This is a genomic window from Sphingobium algorifonticola (genome assembly GCF_004005485.1).
In the GTDB taxonomy this organism is placed as follows: domain Bacteria; phylum Pseudomonadota; class Alphaproteobacteria; order Sphingomonadales; family Sphingomonadaceae; genus Sphingobium; species Sphingobium algorifonticola.
Map to the genome: position 1 here is coordinate 528,360 of NZ_RZUL01000002.1, position 16,921 is coordinate 545,280.

Annotated in this window: 16 protein-coding genes; 13 read left to right on the forward strand and 3 right to left on the reverse strand. The window is 63.4% G+C overall.

The annotated features are described in order from the left end of the window. Positions 1–16 precede the first annotated feature (16 nt). Positions 17–1,633 carry a carbon-nitrogen hydrolase family protein gene (locus ENE74_RS07570; RefSeq protein ID WP_127690267.1) on the reverse strand — a complete coding sequence of 539 codons (1,617 nt, stop codon included), beginning with the start codon at positions 1,631–1,633 and terminating at the stop codon, positions 17–19. Between the two features lie 127 nt (positions 1,634–1,760). After that, the gene (locus ENE74_RS07575) at positions 1,761–2,981 is read right to left on the reverse strand and encodes an NADP-dependent isocitrate dehydrogenase (protein WP_127690268.1); all 1,221 of its coding nucleotides are present in this window, start codon (positions 2,979–2,981) and stop codon (positions 1,761–1,763) included. 170 nt (positions 2,982–3,151) lie between these two features. On the opposite strand from ENE74_RS07575, the gene ENE74_RS07580 reads away from it, so the two are divergent. Both ENE74_RS07580 and ENE74_RS07585 read left to right on the forward strand, forming a co-directional pair. After that, a complete protein-coding gene (locus ENE74_RS07580; protein ID WP_127690269.1) occupies positions 3,152–3,886 on the forward strand; it encodes a phosphatidylserine decarboxylase in 735 nt (244 codons plus the stop codon). 53 nt (positions 3,887–3,939) lie between these two features. Next, positions 3,940–4,656: a CDP-alcohol phosphatidyltransferase family protein gene (locus ENE74_RS07585; RefSeq protein WP_127690606.1), complete on the forward strand. Its 717-nt coding sequence runs from the start codon at positions 3,940–3,942 to the stop codon at positions 4,654–4,656. A 114-nt stretch (positions 4,657–4,770) separates the two neighbouring features. Here ENE74_RS07585 and ENE74_RS07590 read toward each other — a convergent pair whose 3' ends face one another. Further along, a complete protein-coding gene (locus tag ENE74_RS07590) occupies positions 4,771–5,001 on the reverse strand; it encodes a hypothetical protein (protein WP_241241882.1) in 231 nt (76 codons plus the stop codon). Between the two features lie 251 nt (positions 5,002–5,252). On the opposite strand from ENE74_RS07590, the gene rpsB reads away from it, so the two are divergent. The 11 genes from rpsB to fabZ all read left to right on the forward strand — a co-directional run bounded on the left by rpsB (position 5,253) and on the right by fabZ (position 16,709). Then, positions 5,253–6,065, forward strand: coding sequence for a 30S ribosomal protein S2 (gene rpsB, locus ENE74_RS07595; RefSeq protein WP_127690270.1), 813 nt, complete (start codon positions 5,253–5,255; stop codon positions 6,063–6,065). A gap of 248 nt (positions 6,066–6,313) precedes the next feature. Next, positions 6,314–7,240, forward strand: coding sequence for a translation elongation factor Ts (gene tsf / locus ENE74_RS07600; RefSeq protein ID WP_127690271.1), 927 nt, complete (start codon positions 6,314–6,316; stop codon positions 7,238–7,240). A 218-nt stretch (positions 7,241–7,458) separates the two neighbouring features. Continuing rightward, on the forward strand, positions 7,459–8,175 hold the full coding sequence (gene pyrH / locus ENE74_RS07605) for a UMP kinase (protein WP_127690272.1): 717 nt from the start codon (positions 7,459–7,461) through the stop codon (positions 8,173–8,175). A 12-nt stretch (positions 8,176–8,187) separates the two neighbouring features. Next, positions 8,188–8,745, forward strand: a complete 558-nt coding sequence (gene frr / locus ENE74_RS07610) for a ribosome recycling factor (protein WP_127690273.1) — start codon at positions 8,188–8,190, stop codon at positions 8,743–8,745. Positions 8,746–8,768: 23 nt separating this feature from the next. Further along, entirely contained in the window at positions 8,769–9,527 is a 759-nt protein-coding gene (locus tag ENE74_RS07615; protein ID WP_206517680.1) for an isoprenyl transferase, read from the forward strand. A 33-nt stretch (positions 9,528–9,560) separates the two neighbouring features. Further along, entirely contained in the window at positions 9,561–10,361 is an 801-nt protein-coding gene (locus tag ENE74_RS07620) for a phosphatidate cytidylyltransferase (protein ID WP_127690275.1), read from the forward strand. Between the two features lie 22 nt (positions 10,362–10,383). Next, on the forward strand, positions 10,384–11,544 hold the full coding sequence (locus ENE74_RS07625) for a 1-deoxy-D-xylulose-5-phosphate reductoisomerase (protein WP_127690276.1): 1,161 nt from the start codon (positions 10,384–10,386) through the stop codon (positions 11,542–11,544). Beyond that, positions 11,541–12,674 carry an RIP metalloprotease RseP gene (gene rseP / locus ENE74_RS07630; RefSeq protein WP_127690277.1) on the forward strand — a complete coding sequence of 378 codons (1,134 nt, stop codon included), beginning with the start codon at positions 11,541–11,543 and terminating at the stop codon, positions 12,672–12,674. The genes ENE74_RS07625 and rseP overlap by 4 nt, the downstream gene beginning before the upstream one ends. 194 nt (positions 12,675–12,868) lie before the next feature. Beyond that, positions 12,869–15,538 (forward strand): outer membrane protein assembly factor BamA, encoded by a 2,670-nt coding sequence (gene bamA / locus ENE74_RS07635; RefSeq protein WP_127690608.1) that lies wholly within the window; start codon positions 12,869–12,871, stop codon positions 15,536–15,538. Then, positions 15,538–16,200 (forward strand): OmpH/Skp family outer membrane protein, encoded by a 663-nt coding sequence (locus ENE74_RS07640; RefSeq protein ID WP_127690278.1) that lies wholly within the window; start codon positions 15,538–15,540, stop codon positions 16,198–16,200. The genes bamA and ENE74_RS07640 overlap by 1 nt, the downstream gene beginning before the upstream one ends. Before the next feature lie 14 nt (positions 16,201–16,214). After that, positions 16,215–16,709: a 3-hydroxyacyl-ACP dehydratase FabZ gene (fabZ, locus tag ENE74_RS07645; protein WP_127690279.1), complete on the forward strand. Its 495-nt coding sequence runs from the start codon at positions 16,215–16,217 to the stop codon at positions 16,707–16,709. The last annotated feature ends 212 nt before the right edge of the window (positions 16,710–16,921 follow it).

The window sequence follows — 16,921 nt, forward strand, 5'->3', positions numbered from 1 at the left end:
GGGGCGCAACCTATGCTCATCCCCCACCCGGCGAATTATGCCCGCCTGCAGGGGTCGGCCCGCCGCTGGGTGCATGTCCCTGCCGTCCGGCGTTGCTGTCCCACTCTATATGGTAAAGGTCGAAGCGGCGGTCGCGCAGGTTGCGGACCGTGCCCTCCGCCCGCGCCCAGCTCAGGTCGGCAAGGTTGACGTCCGCGATCGTCAGGGTCTCGACATTCTCGCTCGCTTCCGCTGCGATCCCGTCGCGCGCGAAGGGCAGGTCGCATGGCGTGAGGATACAGCTTTGCGCATATTGAATGTCCATATTGTCGACATTGGGCAGATTGCCGACATTGCCCGACAGGATGACGTAGCACTGATTTTCGATCGCGCGGGCCTGCGCGCAGTAGCGCACCCGCATATAGCCTGAACGGCTGTCGGTGCAGAAAGGGACGAAGATCATCCGCGCACCCTGATCGACCAAGCGGCGGGCGAGTTCGGGAAATTCGCTGTCGTAGCAGATGAGAACCCCGATCGGCCCGCAGTCGGTCTGGATCACGTCAAGCTGTTCGCCGCCCCGGATGTTCCACCAGAAGGCTTCGTTCGGGGTGGGGTGAATCTTTTCCTGCGCATGGACAGAGCCGTCGCGCAGCGCGACATAGGCGACGTTCTGAATGTCGCCATCCTCGGTGCGCGTGGGGTGCGATCCGCCGATGATGTTGATGTTATATTCCAGCGCCATGCGCGCCAGTTCCTTGGTCAGGCGCGGCGTATAGGTGGTCAGCCGGTCGATCGCCTCCACCGGCGACAGCTTCTTGGTTTCGAAGGAGAGGAGGGGCAGTGTGAACAGTTCGGGAAAGACGATGAAGTCGGAACGATAGTCGGCCGCGACATCGACGAAATATTCGATGTTGCGGATGAAGGCGTCGAAATCCTCTACGGCGCGCGCCTGCAACTGGCAGGTGGCGAGGCGCACGCTCTCCACGCCGCGGGGCACGCGCATTTCGGGTGCTTCGTCCGGATCGACATAGGGATTGCGCCAGACGAGATGGGCGGCATTGCCCGCCGACATCCTGTCCTCGGGCAGGTAATTTTCGAGCACGCCGATCGGTTCGAACTGGTTTTTGAGCTGGAAGCTGATGACCGGATCGCGCAACTTGCCCGCGATCACGCCGTCCAGATAATCCTGGGGCGATCCGACCCGCCGTTTGGCGCGGGCATAGCCGGGCATCCGCCCCGCGATGACGATGCCGTGCAGGTCGAGCTGTTCGGCCAGTTCCTTGCGCTCGTCATAGAGGCGCTGGCCGATGCGCAGGCCGCGCTGGCGCGGGTCGACCGCCATTTCATAGCCATAAAGCCATTCGCCCGCGGCGCTGTGCCGTGTGCCAAAGCCGTTGGCGGTGATCTCTTCCCAGTCGTGCGGTGAAAAGGCCATGGCCTTGCTGACGCGCATCGTCGCGCAATAGCCCACGACCTTGTTGTCGTAGAGCGCGACGAAGCAGCCTTCGGGGAAGTTGTTGATCTGCCCGCGCAAGGTCGCCTGCGCATAGCCGGGCATGCCGGTATAGACCCGCTCGATCAGCCGCTGGATCGCCCGCACGTCCGATGGCAGCGCATTGCGTATTTCGAGGCGTTTGCGGGCAGCGGTGGTCATGTGCGTGTTCCAAACCGTTCGTGCTGAGCGAAGTCGAAGCCTTTGCCTGAACGAAGTGAAGGTGCTTCGCGGCGCTCAGCTTAGCCCTTCGACTTCGCTCAGAGCGAACGGTTTTAGGATGACGGGCTTATTTCCAGCTCGCCATTTCGCTTTCCAGGTTGACGCGGATCGCCTCGAAGAACTGCTCCGTGGTCATCCATGCCTGATCCGGGCCGATCAGCAGCGCAAGGTCCTTGGTCATCTTACCGCTTTCCACGGTTTCGATGCACACCCGTTCCAGCGTTTCGGCAAAGCGCACCACATCGGGTGTGCTGTCGAACTTGCCGCGGAACGAGAGGCCCTGCGTCCAGGCGAAGATCGAGGCGATCGGGTTGGTGGAGGTCGCCTTGCCCTGTTCGTGCATGCGATAATGGCGGGTGACGGTGCCGTGCGCGGCTTCAGCCTCGACGGTCCGGCCATCGGGCGACATCAGTACCGATGTCATCAGGCCAAGGCTGCCGAAGCCCTGTGCCACGGTGTCCGACTGTACGTCGCCATCGTAATTCTTGCAGGCCCACACGAACTTGCCGCTCCACTTGAGCGCGGAGGCAACCATGTCATCGATCAGGCGATGTTCGTAGACGATGCCGGCGTCCTTGAACTTGTCGGCAAAATCGGCGTCGAACACCTCCTGGAACAGATCCTTGAAGCGGCCGTCATAGGCCTTGAGGATTGTGTTCTTGGTCGAGAGATACAGCGGCCATTTGCGGTCGAGCGCATAGTTCATGCTCGCCTTGGCAAAATCGCGGATCGAATCGTCCAGATTGTACATGCCCATGGCGACACCGGCGCTGGGAAACTGGAACACTTCCTCGTCGATGGTCTCGCCATTGTCGCCTTCCCACACGAGGCGCAGCTTGCCGGGGCCGGGGACGCGGAAATCGGTCGCCTTGTACTGATCGCCGAAGGCATGGCGGCCCACGACGATCGGATCGGTCCAGCCCGGCACCAGGCGCGGCACGTTGCGGATCACGATCGGCTCGCGGAAGACGACACCGCCCAGGATGTTGCGGATCGTACCGTTGGGCGATTTCCACATCTTCTTGAGGGAAAACTCCTCGACCCGCTGTTCATCCGGCGTGATCGTGGCGCATTTCACGCCGACGCCATATTGCTGGATCGCCTTGGCGCTATCGACGGTGATCTGGTCGTTGGTTTCGTCGCGCTTCTGCACCGACAGGTCATAATATTTGAGGTCGATGTCGAGATAGGGCTTTATCAGGCGCTCGCGAATCCATTCCCAGATGATACGGGTCATTTCGTCGCCGTCGATTTCGACCACCGGGTTCTTCACTTGGATTTTCGCCATGCGGGTGCTTCGCTTTCTTCTGCCTGGGGAGGGAAACTGGCACCGCGTCTAGGGAAAGCGCGAGAAATGTTCAACCGTATCGCCATGATTTTGCCGCTTTGCAAAGTGCGACGGACACGCGGGGCCGCTGGGACGTTGTCAGTCCGTCTCGCACTGCCTAAGACAGGGTCATGGAAAACAACGAGTTCACGGTCGCCGCCGGCGGCGACATCAAATGGCGATTCCCGACGGTGCATCCCGAAGGCCGCAAGTTCGGGCTGATCGCCGCCGCGATCACCGGCCTTGCATTTGTGATGGGCTGGGAGTTTCTCGGCTGGCTGCTGGTGCTTGTGACATTGTGGGTGCTGGCTTTCTTCCGCGATCCCGTGCGCGCCACACCGCAGGACGACAGCCTGCTGATCGCCCCGGCCGACGGCCTCATCACCTTGATTCAGACCGTCACGCCACCACGCGAAATGGCCGGGCCGGAGGGGCTGGGCGATGCACCGATGGTCCGCGTGTCGATGTTCATGAGCGTGTTCGACGTCCACATCAATCGCACCCCGATCGGCGGGACGATCAAGAACGTCATCTATATCTCCGGCAAGTTCCTGAACGCCGATCTGGACAAGGCGAGCGAGGACAACGAACGCCAGCACATCTTGGTCGAGCGGGACGACGGGCTGCGTATCGGCTTTACCCAGATTGCCGGGCTGGTCGCGCGGCGGATCGTGCCTTTCGTGAAGCCGGGCGATATCGTGGCGGCGGGCCAGCGCATCGGTCTCATCCGCTTCGGCAGCCGGGTGGATATCTATCTGCCGGCCGGCACGGTGCCGCGCGTGGTGCTGGGCCAGCGCACGGTCGCGGGCGAAACGGTGATCGCGAAGCTCAATGAGACACAGGCGGTGACGGGTGTGCAGCAGTGAGGCAGCGCCGTCGCGTCATCCCGCGTGGCTTGCGCCGGGGCATCACGCTGCGGATGCTCGCGCCCAACGCTGTGACGGCGATGGCCCTGTGCTTCGGCCTGACCGGGGTGCGTTATGGCATTGCGATGGAATGGGAAAGGGCCGTGGCCTGCATCGTGCTGGCTGGTGTTCTCGACGGTCTTGACGGGCGGATCGCGCGGCTGCTGCGCGGGGAAAGCCGGTTTGGGGCAGAATTGGATTCGCTGTCGGATGTGATCGCCTTTGGTGTTGCGCCCACTCTGATCCTCTATCTCTGGTCTTTGCAGGCGATGCCCAAGGTGGGCTGGGTGTTCGCCCTGGCCCATGCCTTGTCCTGTGCCCTACGGCTGGCGCGGTTCAATGCGAATATCGACGCGGACGTGCAGCCGCACAAGTCGGCGGGGTTTCTGACCGGCGTTCCTGCGCCCGCCGGCGCAGGCCTGACCTTCGTGCCGATGTATCTGTGGTTCGTGACCGGGCTGGACATTTTTCGGGCCTGGTATGTCGTCGCGCCCTGGACGGCGTTCATTGCATTCCTGATGATTTCGAACGTCGCGACGTTCAGCTGGTCCTCGCTGCGGCTGCGCAAGACGATTCGCATGGAGGCAATATTGGTGGCGGGGCTGCTCGCCGCGCTGCTGATGACGGTGCCCTGGCATACCCTGCTGGCTGTCAGCCTGCTGTATGTGGCGCTGATCCCGTTCGGCATCTTGAGCTATGCCAAGGTGCTGAGAGGTAAACCAGCGATTTGAGCTTTATGCCCGCCATCCCGACGATAGTCAGGACCCGTTAGTCCCCAGTTTCGAACGCCTTCCAGATATCCGCGCTGATGGATGCTGAAACAAGTTCAGCATGACGCTACAGTTTTACGCCGCCAGTGCCGTCCGCATCGGGCTGGGTCGGGTCGCGTTTGCCGGTGTGGCACGGCGACGGGTGATGCTGACATGATAGACACGCACCGTCTGCGGCATCGGTTCGACCAACAGCGCCGCGACGATCTTTTCGCTATAGTGCGTGAACATCCACGCGATCACCCCGATCGCCAGCGCGAAACCAAGCGCAAAGACAAGTGCAGCAACGGTTGCAAACATCGTCATGACCCTTCATCCTGCCGCGAGCACGGCCTATCGAACTACCGGCTGCAAACACCGCAAATAGCGGCTTTGTTCCGTATGTTCACTTTATGTTCCTATTTGTCGGTGCTGTCAAGCCTTGCAATCCATCGATTGCGCCGGTAAAGGCCGCGCTCCAATCCACATGGGAATCGCTCATCCCGGTGCCGGACAGCGTCTTTGAGACGCCTGAAGGTCACTGATTCCCAGAGGTCCAACCGGCAAGGAGAACTATTATGGCGGCACCTGTCGTCACCATGCAGCAATTGATCGAAGCGGGCGCGCATTTCGGGCACCAGACCCATCGCTGGAACCCGCGCATGAAGCCCTATATTTTCGGCGACCGCAACGGCATTCACATTCTCGATCTGTCGCAGACGGTTCCGCTGTTCGCCCGCGCGCTCGACTTCGTGTCGTCGACGGTCGCGGCAGGCGGCAAGGTGCTGTTCGTCGGCACCAAGCGCCAGGCGCAGGATCCGATCGCCGACGCCGCCCGCAAGTCCGGCCAGCATTTCGTGAACCACCGCTGGCTGGGCGGCATGCTCACCAACTGGAAGACGATTTCCGGTTCGATCAAGCGCCTCAAGACGCTTGAGGAGAAGCTGTCGGGCGACACGCATGGCCTGACCAAGAAGGAAGTGCTCCAGATGACGCGCGAGCGGGACAAGCTGGAACTGTCGCTGGGCGGTATCCGCGACATGGGCGGCATTCCCGATGTCATGTTCGTGATCGACGCGAACAAGGAAGAACTGGCGATCAAGGAAGCCAACACGCTCGGCATCCCTGTCGTCGCGATCCTCGATTCGAACGTTTCGCCTGACGGCATCGCCTTCCCGGTCCCCGCCAATGATGACGCCAGCCGCGCCATCCGGCTTTATTGCGATGCGATTGCCGCTGCCGCCACCAAGGGCAACCGGGGTGCGGTGCAGGCGTCGGGTGTCGATCTGGGCGCTTTGGACGAGCCGCTGCCCGAAGACGTCATTGTCGACGTTGCGCCGGAAGAGGCCGCTGCCGCCGTTGCGGAAGAGACTGTCGCCACCGACGCCTGAGGCAGTTTGGAGGAAAGCTCCAATGCCGTTCGCCCTGAGCGTGTCGAGGGGTTAGCCTGAACGCAGTGAAGGCACTTCACTGTGTTCAGTCGAGGGCTTCGACTTCGCTCTCCTGAGCCTGTCGAAGGGCCGAACGGTATTGAGGGCGTCATACTCCAAATTGAAAACTTCGCAGGGTAGGGCGCGTTCTTCCATCACGGGATCGCGCCCTCCCGCACATCTGAAATCCAGGACATAAGGACATCACCATGGCCGATATTACTGCTGCCACTGTCAAGGAACTGCGCGACCGTTCGGGCGCGGGCATGATGGATTGCAAGAAGGCGCTGACCGAAACCGGTGGCGACATTGAAGCGGCAAGCGACTGGCTGCGCGCCAAGGGCCTCGCCGCCGCGCAGAAGAAGTCGAGCCGCACCGCGGCCGAAGGTCTCGTCGGCGTCGTCGTTTCGGGGACGAAGGGCGTTGCCGTCGAAGTGAACAGCGAAACCGATTTCGTCGCGAAGAACGACCAGTTCCAGGATTTCGTGCGGACCGTGGCGCAGATCGCGCTCGACACGCAGGCGGCGGACGCGGAAACGCTGGGCAACGCCGCCTATCCCTCGGGCGGCACCGTCGCCGAAAAGCTGGTCGCCAATATCGCGACGATCGGCGAGAACCAGACGCTGCGCCGCGTCGGCCATGTGTCGGTCGAACAGGGCGTGGTCGTGCCTTATGTGCACAACGCCGCAGCACCGGGCCTGGGCAAGATCGGCGTGCTCGTCGCGCTGGAAGGCGATGCGCCCGCCGATGTGCTGGAACCGCTGGGCAAGCAGATCGCGATGCACATCGCCGCCGCATTCCCGCTCGCGCTTTCGGCCGCCGACATCGACCCTGCCATGCTGGAGCGTGAACGCGCGATCGCGACCGAAAAGGCTGCCGAATCGGGCAAGCCCGCCGAAATCATCGCCAAGATGGTGGACGGTGCCGTCGCGAAATACGCCAAGGAAAACGCGCTGCTCAGCCAGTTGTTCGTGATGGACAACAAGACGCCGATCGCCGACGTGGTGGCCAAAGCCGCGAAGGACGCGGGCAAGTCGATCACGCTCAAGTCCTACGTCCGCTTCCAGCTTGGCGAAGGCATCGAGAAGGAAGTGAGCGACTTCGCTGCGGAAGTGGCGGCGGCGGCGGGGGTCTGAGCGCCAATTATATCCTCCCCTGCAAGGGGAGCGGGACCGTTCGCGCAGCGAATGGTGGAGGGGTGTCCCGCTTTCGATAAGGTGACACCCCTCTGTCACGCTGCGCGTGCCACCTCGCCTTGCAGGGGAGGATATCGGGAAAAACCCCGCTTCACATCATGGCGCGCGCCCCCTAAGGTGCGCGCCATTTCCATGACCCGACAGGATTCCCCGCCCGCATGACTCGGCCAGCCTTCAAGCGCATCCTGCTCAAGCTTTCCGGCGAAGTGCTGATGGGGCAGGGGCAGTTCGGTATCGACCCGGAAACGGTGGATCGTATCGCAGGCGAAATCGGGGCGGCGCGTCAGGCCGGGTTCGAGCTGTGCGTCGTCGTGGGCGGCGGTAATATCTTCCGGGGGCTGGCGGCGGCGGCCAAGGGCTTCGACCGTACCAGCGCCGACTATATGGGGATGCTGGCGACGGTGATGAACGCGCTGGCCGTGCAGAACGCGCTGGAGCGGATGGGGCATGATACGCGCGTCCAGTCCGCCATTCCGATGGCCAGCGTGTGCGAACCCTATATCCGCCGCCGCGCCGAGCGGCATCTGGAAAAGGGCCGGATCGTGATCTTCGCGGCGGGCACCGGCAATCCGTTCTTCACGACCGATACCGCCGCTGCCCTGCGCGCGGCGGAGATGAACTGCGACGCCCTGTTCAAGGGCACCAGCGTCGACGGCGTGTACAATGCCGATCCCAAGAAGGTCGCTGACGCCACCCGTTATGAAACGGTGACGTTCGACCGGGTGCTGAACGATCATCTCAAGGTCATGGATGCCAGCGCGATCGCGCTGTGCCGCGAAAACAATATTCCGATCGTCGTGTTCAACATCCGCGAGACGGGCAACCTTGCCAAGGTGCTCGCGGGCGAAGGCACTGCCACGATCGTGCAAGCCTGAGGAGAATGGACCATGGCGCAGTATGACAAGGCCGATCTGGAACGCCGCATGGCAGGCGCGACCGAATCGCTGAAAGGCGACTTGAACGGGCTGCGCACGGGCCGCGCCAGCACCGCGCTGCTCGATCCGGTGACGGTGGAAGTCTATGGGTCGCATATGCCGCTCAATCAGGTGGCGACCGTTTCCGCCCCGGAGCCGCGCATGCTTTCGGTGCAGGTATGGGACCGCAGCAATGTGACGTCGGTGGAAAAGGCGATCCGGTCGGCAGGACTTGGCCTTAACCCCATTACCGACGGCACCACATTGCGCCTGCCGATCCCGGACCTGACCGAGGAACGGCGCAAGGAACTGGCGAAACTCGCCAGCAAATATGCCGAAAATGCGCGCATCGCCGTGCGTAATGTGCGCCGCGACGGCATGGACAGCCTGAAGACCGACGAGAAGAAAGGCGAGATCAGCGAGGACGAACGCAAGCGCCTGGAAACCGAAGTGCAGAAGATGACGGACGCGACCATCGCCGACATCGACGCGGCCGCCGCCGCCAAGGAAAAAGAAATCCTTGGCCAATAGGCCGCAAAACGGCACATAGTCGGATTGTGGCAACCCAGGCATCCACCCGCGCGGCAGGCGACCTTGCGCATGGCAGCGTTTCTGCATGTGGCGCGCGGCATGTCGCGATCATCATGGACGGTAATGGCCGCTGGGCGAAAAAGCGCCTGCTGCCGCGCTTTGCCGGGCACAAGGCAGGCGTCGAAGCGGTGCGCCGCACGGCCCGCGCCGCGCGCGAAATGGGGCTGGAGTGCCTGACGCTCTACGCCTTTTCATCGGAAAACTGGAAGCGACCGGCGTCGGAGATTGCCGACCTGATGGGCCTGTTGCGCCGCTTCATCGAGGCTGATCTGGACGAACTGGCAGCGGAAGATGTCCAGCTTCGGGTGATCGGCAATTATCAGGCGCTGGAGCCGGCGCTGGTCGCGCTGATCGACGATGCGGTGGCGCGCACGGCGGCCAATGGCGGGCCGATCCTGGCGATCGCGCTCAATTACGGATCGCAGGACGAGATGGTGCGCGCGGTGCAACGGATTGCGGCGCAGGCGGCGGCCGGTTCGATCGCGCCCGATGCCATCGACGCGTCCGATGTCGATGCGGCGCTCGATACCGCCGACCTGCCGCCGCTTGATCTGCTGATCCGCACTTCGGGCGAGCAGCGGCTGTCCAATTTTCTGCTGTGGCAGGCGGCCTATGCCGAACTGTATTTCACCGATACGCTGTGGCCCGATTTCGACGGCACGGCGCTGCGGCAGGCGCTCGATGCTTTCAGGACACGCGACCGGCGCTATGGCGGACTTTGAGAGGTGTTGCCTTTTGCCAGGGATGACGCGCGCGTGACGGCAAGCCGCCCCAGCGACCTCAGGACCCGCGCCATCGTGGGTGTCGCACTGATCTGCGTAGCGGTGGCGGCGCTGCTGATGGGGCATATCCTGTTCTGGATGCTGGTCTCGGTCGCGGGTGTGCTGATGCAGGCGGAATGGGCCGGTCTGATCGGCGCGGACCGCAAGGCACGGCGCCTTTCGATGTTCGCGATCAGCGTGCCGCTCGCCATCATGGCACCCGATCCGCTGGCGGCCGGGCCTTCCTTCCTCTCGGTGGGCCTGCTGATGGGGGCGGCGCTGTTCGTGCTGGCGATCACCCGATCGGTCCGGCTGGCACTGGGCATTTTCTATGTCGGCATACCGGTCCTCGCGTTGCTGTTTCTTCGCGCGCAGCCCGTCGGCGTGACACCGGGCGGACTGCTGCTCGCTTTCTGGGCGCTGGGGCTGGTCTGGGCGACGGACATCGGCGCCTATTTCGCGGGTCGGTCGATCGGCGGGCCGAAGCTGGCACCGACCATCAGCCCGTCCAAGACATGGGCCGGGTTGCTGGGGGGCGTCGTCGCGGCGCTGGCATTCGGCTTTGCGCTCCATCAGCTTGCCGGATTGCCTGCCCGCTTTGCGGCCGCCTGCGGCATTTTGGCCGTGGCGGCGCAGGCAGGGGACCTGTTCGAGAGCGCGATGAAACGGCGCGCAGGCGTGAAGGACAGTGGCACCCTCCTGCCCGGCCATGGCGGCGTGCTGGACCGGCTCGATGGCGTGGTGACGGTTGCGCCGCTGGCCGCGCTGCTGGTGGCCGTGCCGGGGCTGCTATAACGGACAGGCATATGCACGGGCGATGACGAGACGCATTTCCATTTTTGGCGCGACCGGATCGGTCGGCACGTCCACGCTCGATCTGGTGGGGCGCGACAATGATGCGTGGCAGGTGGTCGCGCTGACCGCCCATAGCGACGTCGATGCGCTGGCGGCGGCCGCGCGGGCGCATCGGGCCGAAGTCGCGGTCATCGGCCGTGAAGACCTGTATGCCGATATCAAAACGGCGCTGGCAGGCACCGGCATTCGCGCCGAAGCAGGCCCGCAGGCGCTGGTCGATGTCGCCCGGCTGGATGTGGACTGGACGATGGCGGCGATCGTCGGCACGGCGGGGCTGGAGCCGACCCTGGCGGCGCTGGAGCGCGGGCACAGCGTCGCGCTCGCCAACAAGGAATCGCTGGTTTCGGCCGGCGCGCTGATGATGGAGGCCGTCCGGTCATCCGGCGCGACACTGCTGCCGGTCGACAGCGAGCATAACGCCATCTTCCAGTGTCTGGCCGGGGGCCGAATGGAAGATGTGCGGCGCATCACGCTGACGGCCAGCGGTGGCCCGTTCCGCACCTTCACGAAGGCACAGATGGCCGCAGTGACGCCCGCGCAGGCGGTGAAGCACCCCAACTGGTCGATGGGCGCGAAGATCAGCATCGACAGCGCCACGATGATGAACAAGGGGCTGGAACTGATCGAGGCGGATCATCTGTTCCCGGTCGGTCTCGACAATATCGACATCCTCGTCCACCCGCAGTCGGTCATTCATTCGATGGTCGAATATCGCGATTGTTCGACCCTGGCGCAGCTCGGCAGCCCGGACATGCGCATACCCATCGCTCATGCGCTCGCCTGGCCTCGGCGTATCGCGACGCCCTGCCGCCCGCTCGATCTGGTCGCCATCGGTCGTCTCGATTTCGAGGCACCCGATCCAGACCGCTTTCCCGGCCTGCGTCTCGCGCGGGAAGCGGCGCGTGCGGGCGGCGGCCATCCCGCGACGTTGAACGCCGCCAATGAAGTGGCGGTTGCCGCGTTCCTTGCCGGGCGGATCGGCTTCCTCGACATCGCCGCGATTGTGGAAGATGTGCTGGCAGGCTATAGCGCGCCGGTGCCCCGCTCTATTGCGGAGATACTGGAGGTGGATGGCGAAGCCCGCAGGGCCGCCACCGGCATCGTGGAAAGAGTGCAAGTTTGATCGAAAGTCCCGGCCTGTTGCTGACTGTCGTCGCGTTCCTCGCCATCATCGGTCCGCTCGTTTTCGTGCACGAGTTCGGCCATTATATCGTCGGCCGCTGGTGCGGCGTGAAGGCCGAGGCCTTTTCCATCGGCTTCGGCAAGGAGCTGTTCGCCTGGGTCGACAAGCGCGGCACCCGCTGGCGCGTGGCGATGCTGCCGCTCGGCGGCTATGTGAAGTTCAAGGGCGACATGAATGCCGCCAGCCAGGCCGATCCCACATGGCTGGAAATGTCCGCGCAGGACCGTGCCGAGAGTTTCCCCGCCAAGCCGGTGTGGCAGCGGGCAGCGATCGTGTTCGCGGGCCCCGCCGTCAATTTCCTGGCCGCCGTCCTGCTGCTGGGCGGCCTTGCCTATGTGCAGGGCGATCCCGAAGCGCCGCCGGTGGTGGGCACGGTGGCGGCAGGATCGGCCGCGCAGTCTGCGGGGCTGAAACCCGGCGACCGGATCGTGCGCATCATGGGGCGGAGCATCGACAGCTTCACCGACATATCCTCTATCGTCACCCTGCGCCCGAACGAACTGCTCGCCTATGAAATCGAACGCGACGGACGACGTCTGGACCTCTCGATCGCGGCGGGCACCCGGATCGAGAAGGACCGCTTCGGCAATGTGTTTCGCCTCGGACAGCTTGGCGTCGGCTCTGCCCCGCTGGTGTTCCGCCCGGTCAGCCTGATCGAGGCACCGGTGGTCGGTGCGCGCAAGGTGGCGCAACTCTTCACCTCCGCGCTCGATGGTCTCGGCCAGATCGTCACCGGGCGGCGATCCCTCACCGAACTGGGCGGGCCGCTCAAGATCGCCGATGTCTCCGGTCAGGCAGCGACGATGGGCTGGGCAAGCTTCATCTTCCTGATGGCATTCATCTCGATTAACTTGGGGTTCATCAACTTGTTGCCAATCCCGATGCTGGATGGCGGGCATCTGCTGTTTTACGCAATCGAAGGGATAAAGGGGCGGCCGGTCAGCCCGCAGGTGCAGGAAATGGCCTATCGGTCGGGCCTCATGGTGCTGCTGACGCTCATGGTGTTCGTGACATTCAACGATTTGTCGTCTTTCGGGCTATGGCGCAGCCTGTCCGGCTTGATCGGCTGACGCGCTTCGGGCAGGGAAGCGGCCGGGCCGAGCGAGCAACATTGTGTAACATGCCGCATGCGGCGCAAGGCATCTGACCGGTGGTCAGGACCAGACAGATATTCAAGGGTGATCGGGTGACAGCGAGCAGGAACAGCAATTTCGAGGCACCGGTGCGACATCGCGTGGCTCTGTCCGTGCTGCTGGCGGGAACCATGCTGGCCGGAATGCCGATCGCCCATGCCCAATCGTCGGCAGCGCAGCCCGCGCCTGCGCAGACATTGCCTGCCGCGCCCGCGACGCCGCCCGCCGCACAGATCGCCGCCCCGGTCAAGGCGATCGCCATCACCGGGCAGCAGCGGCTGGAGCAGGATACGATCCTGTCCTATACCAAGCTGCGCGTGGGGCAGAATTACACGCGCGAGAGCCTGGACCAGGCGCTGCGCGACCTGTTCGAAACCGAATTGTTCGCCGACGTGCAGATCCGTGACGACAACGGCAATCTGACGATCGAGGTGAAGGAAAATCCGGTCATCAACCGCATCGTGCTGGAAGGCAACAAGCGGTTGAAGGAGGACAAGATCCGCCCGGAAATCAAGCTCGCCCCGCGCCAGATCTATACCCGCTCGAAAGTCCGCGCCGACGTCGCCCGCATCATCGAGCTGTACCGCCGTCAGGGCCGCTTTGCCGCCACCGTCGAGCCGAAGATGGTGCAGCTTGACCAGAACCGCGTCGACATCGTGTTCGAGATCAGCGAAGGCCCCAAGTCCAAGGTCCGCCAGATCAACATCATCGGCAACGAGAAGTTCAAGGACGGGCGCCTGCAGGGCGAAATGGCGACCAAGGCCGCGCGCTGGTTCCGCCTCTTCTCCTCGGGCACCAGCTATGATCCCGATCGCCTGGCTTACGACCAGCAGAAGCTGCGGCAATTCTACCTGACGCAGGGCTATGCCGATTTCCGCGTCATTTCCGCCGTTGCGGAGCTGACGCCGGACAAGCAGGACTTCATCATCACTTATGTGGTGGAAGAAGGTGAACGGTACAAGTTCGGCGACGTGAAGGTGGAAAGCGACATTCGCGACCTGTCCGGCGAATCGCTGACCCGCCTGCTGCCGATGAAGACCGGCGACTGGTACAATGCCAAGCAGGTCGAGGACACGGTCGACAATCTGAACGAGACGGCGGGCCTGTTCGGCTATGCCTTTGCCGACGTCTCTCCAGACTTCAACCGGGTCAAGGACGACCTGACGATGGGGATCACCTTCCGCATCGGCAACGCGCCGCGCGTCTATGTCGAACGCGTGGACATTAACGGCAATACGCTGACGCAGGACAAGGTCGTGCGCCGCGAGTTCCGCCTGGCCGAAGGGGACGCCTTCAACAGCTTTGCCGTGAAGCGGTCGCGCGATCGCATCAATTCGCTCGGTTTCTTCCAGGAAAAACTGGAGATCGAGCAAAAGCCGGGATCGACGCCCGACCGCATCATCCTGGAAACCAACGTCGAGGAGAAATCCACGGGCGAGCTGTCGCTTTCGGCCGGTTTCTCGAGCCTCGAACGCTTCATTCTGGCCGGGTCGATCACCCAGCGCAATTTCCGTGGCAAGGGCCAGGAACTGCGCACCAGCGTCAACTATTCGGTCTATTCGCGATCGGTCGAAGTCGGCTTTACCGAACCCTATCTGTTCGACAAGAACATCGCGGTCGGCGGCGACATCTTCCGTCGCGATCTCAACAGCTTCCAGTTCGGGTTGAACAACGACCGCAACACGACCTACGAACAGACGACGACCGGATTCCAACTGCGCGCAGGCGTGCCGCTCACCGAGTTCATGTCGCTCGCGCTGCGCTATGGCCTGAGCTACGACGACGTTTCGCTCGATCGCGACACTTATTTCTCCGACACGAACGGCGATGGCACGATCGAGTGCGACCCCATCCTCGCGGGCCGCTATCTCTGCGATGCCATCGGCAAGCGCACTACGTCGTCGATCGGCTATTCGTTGCTGTTCGACAATCGCGACAACCGCATTCGCCCGACGCGCGGACAGAGCTTTGCGATCAGCCAGGATCTCGCCGGGCTGGGCGGGAGCGTCCGTTACATCAAGACGCGGCTTAACGCGACGAAGCATTTCAACCTGGGCAGCGGCTTCATCACCAGCTTCTATGCCGAAGGCGGCTTCATCCAGTCGCTCGAAAATGCGCGGATCGATTCGGCGGGCAATTCGGTCGAGCGTATCCGCTTGACCGACCGCTGGTTCCTGGGCGAGCCGCAGATGCGCGGTTTCGACATTCGCGGCGTCGGCCCGCGTGTACTGCGCTACTTCCTTCAGCCTTCGACGGATTCGAACGGCAACCAGGTGATCGGGGCGGACGGCAATCCCGTTTACGAACGCCCGACGGGCCGTCGCAACCTGACCGACGATGCGCTGGGCGGCCGCATCTATTATATGGCGCGCGGCGAAATCGAAATCCCGCTGGGGTCGGGCGCCCGCGAACTGGGGCTGCGGCCCTCCGTCTATGTTGATGTCGGCGCGGTCGCGGGGATCAAGAATCCGATACTGGTCGGCAATAATGGCAAGTTTCCGGGTTACTGCACCGAATCGCCTACTACGGAGAACACCACCGGTTCGGCGCGTCGCGTGACTGCCAATGCACCGGGGGTCTGCCCCACGGTCGGCGCCGGATTCACCACAGCGTTTCAGGAAGGTACGGCGTTCGAGGAAGTCTACACCGGTGACACGCTCAAGCCGCGCCTTTCGATCGGTTTCGGTGTAAACTGGAACTCTCCGTTCGGCCCGTTCCGCATCGACATCGCTCGCGCGCTGCTGAAGGAACCAGGGGACGACGACAAACTCATCACTTTCAACGTAGGGACTCAATTCTGATGAAGACGATTATCAAAGCCGCCGTGCTGGCACTTGCGCCGATGACGGCGATGGCGCTGGCCACTGCGCCTGCCACCGCCCAGTCGAAGACGAGCATCGCCGTCGCGAACCTGCCGCAGGCTGTTGCCTCCAGCACCGCCTACACCACGGCGCGGACGCAGATGAACACGACGTACAAGGCGCAGATCGACGCCGTGACGGCGCGTCGTACCGCGATCGAAGCCGACCTCAAGACCAAGGGCGAAGCGTTGCAGGCTGCGATCAACGCAGCGGGCGGCAAGCCGACCCCGGCGCTGGAAACACAGTATCAGCAGTATCAGCAGCAGACCCAGACCTATCAGCAGGAATTGCAGCGGCTGAGCCAGCCGGTCGCGCTCGCCAACGCCTATGTCGAGGAGCAGATCACCGCCAAGCTCTCCGACGCGCTGAAGGCCGCGATGACAAAGACGAAAGTCGACCTCGTGCTCTCGCCCGAAGCGACGGTGTCCTATCAGCCGACGGTGGACATCACCGCTGCTGTGGTGACGGAACTCAACGCGCTGGTGCCGAGCGTCGGTATCACGCCGCCCGCAGGCTGGCAGCCCGGTGGCCAGCGCCAGCAGGGTCAGGCTGCTGCACCCGCTGCACCGGTCAACCCGAACCAGAAGCCGACGACTCGCTGACAGGCTGATCCGGCATGAGCGATACCGCTGACACGGCGGCAGAAGTTGCGGCGGCAACCACGCTTGGCCCCCTGGATATCCGGGGGGTCATGGCGTCGCTGCCGCACCGGTTCCCCATGCTGCTCATCGACCGCGTGGTTGCGATGGAAGCGGGCAAGAGCATTCACGCGGTAAAGGCGGTGACGATCAACGAGCCGTTCTTCGCCGGGCATTTCCCCGAGCGGCCGATCATGCCCGGCGTGCTGATCGTCGAGGCGATCGCGCAGGCGGCGGGCGTGCTGGCGGTCCAGTCGCTTGGCCTCGCCGGGTCCGGCAAGCTCGTTTATTTCATGGGTATCGACGGCGCAAAGTTCCGCGCGCCGGTGGAGCCGGGCTGCCTGCTCGACATCCATGTGGAGTTCACGACGTTGCGTGGCGCGATCTGCAAGTTCACGGGCAAAGCGCTGTCGAACGGCAAGCTGATGGCCGAGGCGCACTGCACCGCGATGATCGCCGACCCGCCGAAGTAGGGTATCCCTCTCCCCATGAAGAGGGGAGAGGGCTGCGCAGCCCCGGATCAGGTCCGGGGCGTAGCTGGGTGAGGGGTAAGCGGTACCCCCGGAACCGCGCGGACCGGAGGTCCACTCACCCTCATCCAACTCCGCCTAGGCTCGTTCCTCGCCAAGGCTACGTATCCTTCTCCCTTCAAGGGAGAAGGCTTGCTTTTTATTCCGGCGCACGC

Excerpts from the sequence above, each read along its gene's own strand:
- fabZ (WP_127690279.1), top strand. The coding sequence starts at position 16,215 with ATGAGCGATACCGCTGACACGGCGGCAGAAGTTGCGGCGGCAACCACG.
- ENE74_RS07570 (WP_127690267.1), bottom strand. The coding sequence starts at position 1,633 with ATGACCACCGCTGCCCGCAAACGCCTCGAAATACGCAATGCGCTGCCA.
- bamA (WP_127690608.1), top strand. The coding sequence starts at position 12,869 with ATGCTGGCCGGAATGCCGATCGCCCATGCCCAATCGTCGGCAGCGCAG.
- pyrH (WP_127690272.1), top strand. The coding sequence starts at position 7,459 with ATGACTCGGCCAGCCTTCAAGCGCATCCTGCTCAAGCTTTCCGGCGAA.
- ENE74_RS07590 (WP_241241882.1), bottom strand. The coding sequence starts at position 5,001 with ATGACGATGTTTGCAACCGTTGCTGCACTTGTCTTTGCGCTTGGTTTC.
- ENE74_RS07640 (WP_127690278.1), top strand. The coding sequence starts at position 15,538 with ATGAAGACGATTATCAAAGCCGCCGTGCTGGCACTTGCGCCGATGACG.
- rpsB (WP_127690270.1), top strand. The coding sequence starts at position 5,253 with ATGGCGGCACCTGTCGTCACCATGCAGCAATTGATCGAAGCGGGCGCG.
- ENE74_RS07575 (WP_127690268.1), bottom strand. The coding sequence starts at position 2,981 with ATGGCGAAAATCCAAGTGAAGAACCCGGTGGTCGAAATCGACGGCGAC.
- ENE74_RS07585 (WP_127690606.1), top strand. The coding sequence starts at position 3,940 with ATGCTCGCGCCCAACGCTGTGACGGCGATGGCCCTGTGCTTCGGCCTG.
- ENE74_RS07580 (WP_127690269.1), top strand. The coding sequence starts at position 3,152 with ATGGAAAACAACGAGTTCACGGTCGCCGCCGGCGGCGACATCAAATGG.
- frr (WP_127690273.1), top strand. The coding sequence starts at position 8,188 with ATGGCGCAGTATGACAAGGCCGATCTGGAACGCCGCATGGCAGGCGCG.
- ENE74_RS07625 (WP_127690276.1), top strand. The coding sequence starts at position 10,384 with ATGACGAGACGCATTTCCATTTTTGGCGCGACCGGATCGGTCGGCACG.
- tsf (WP_127690271.1), top strand. The coding sequence starts at position 6,314 with ATGGCCGATATTACTGCTGCCACTGTCAAGGAACTGCGCGACCGTTCG.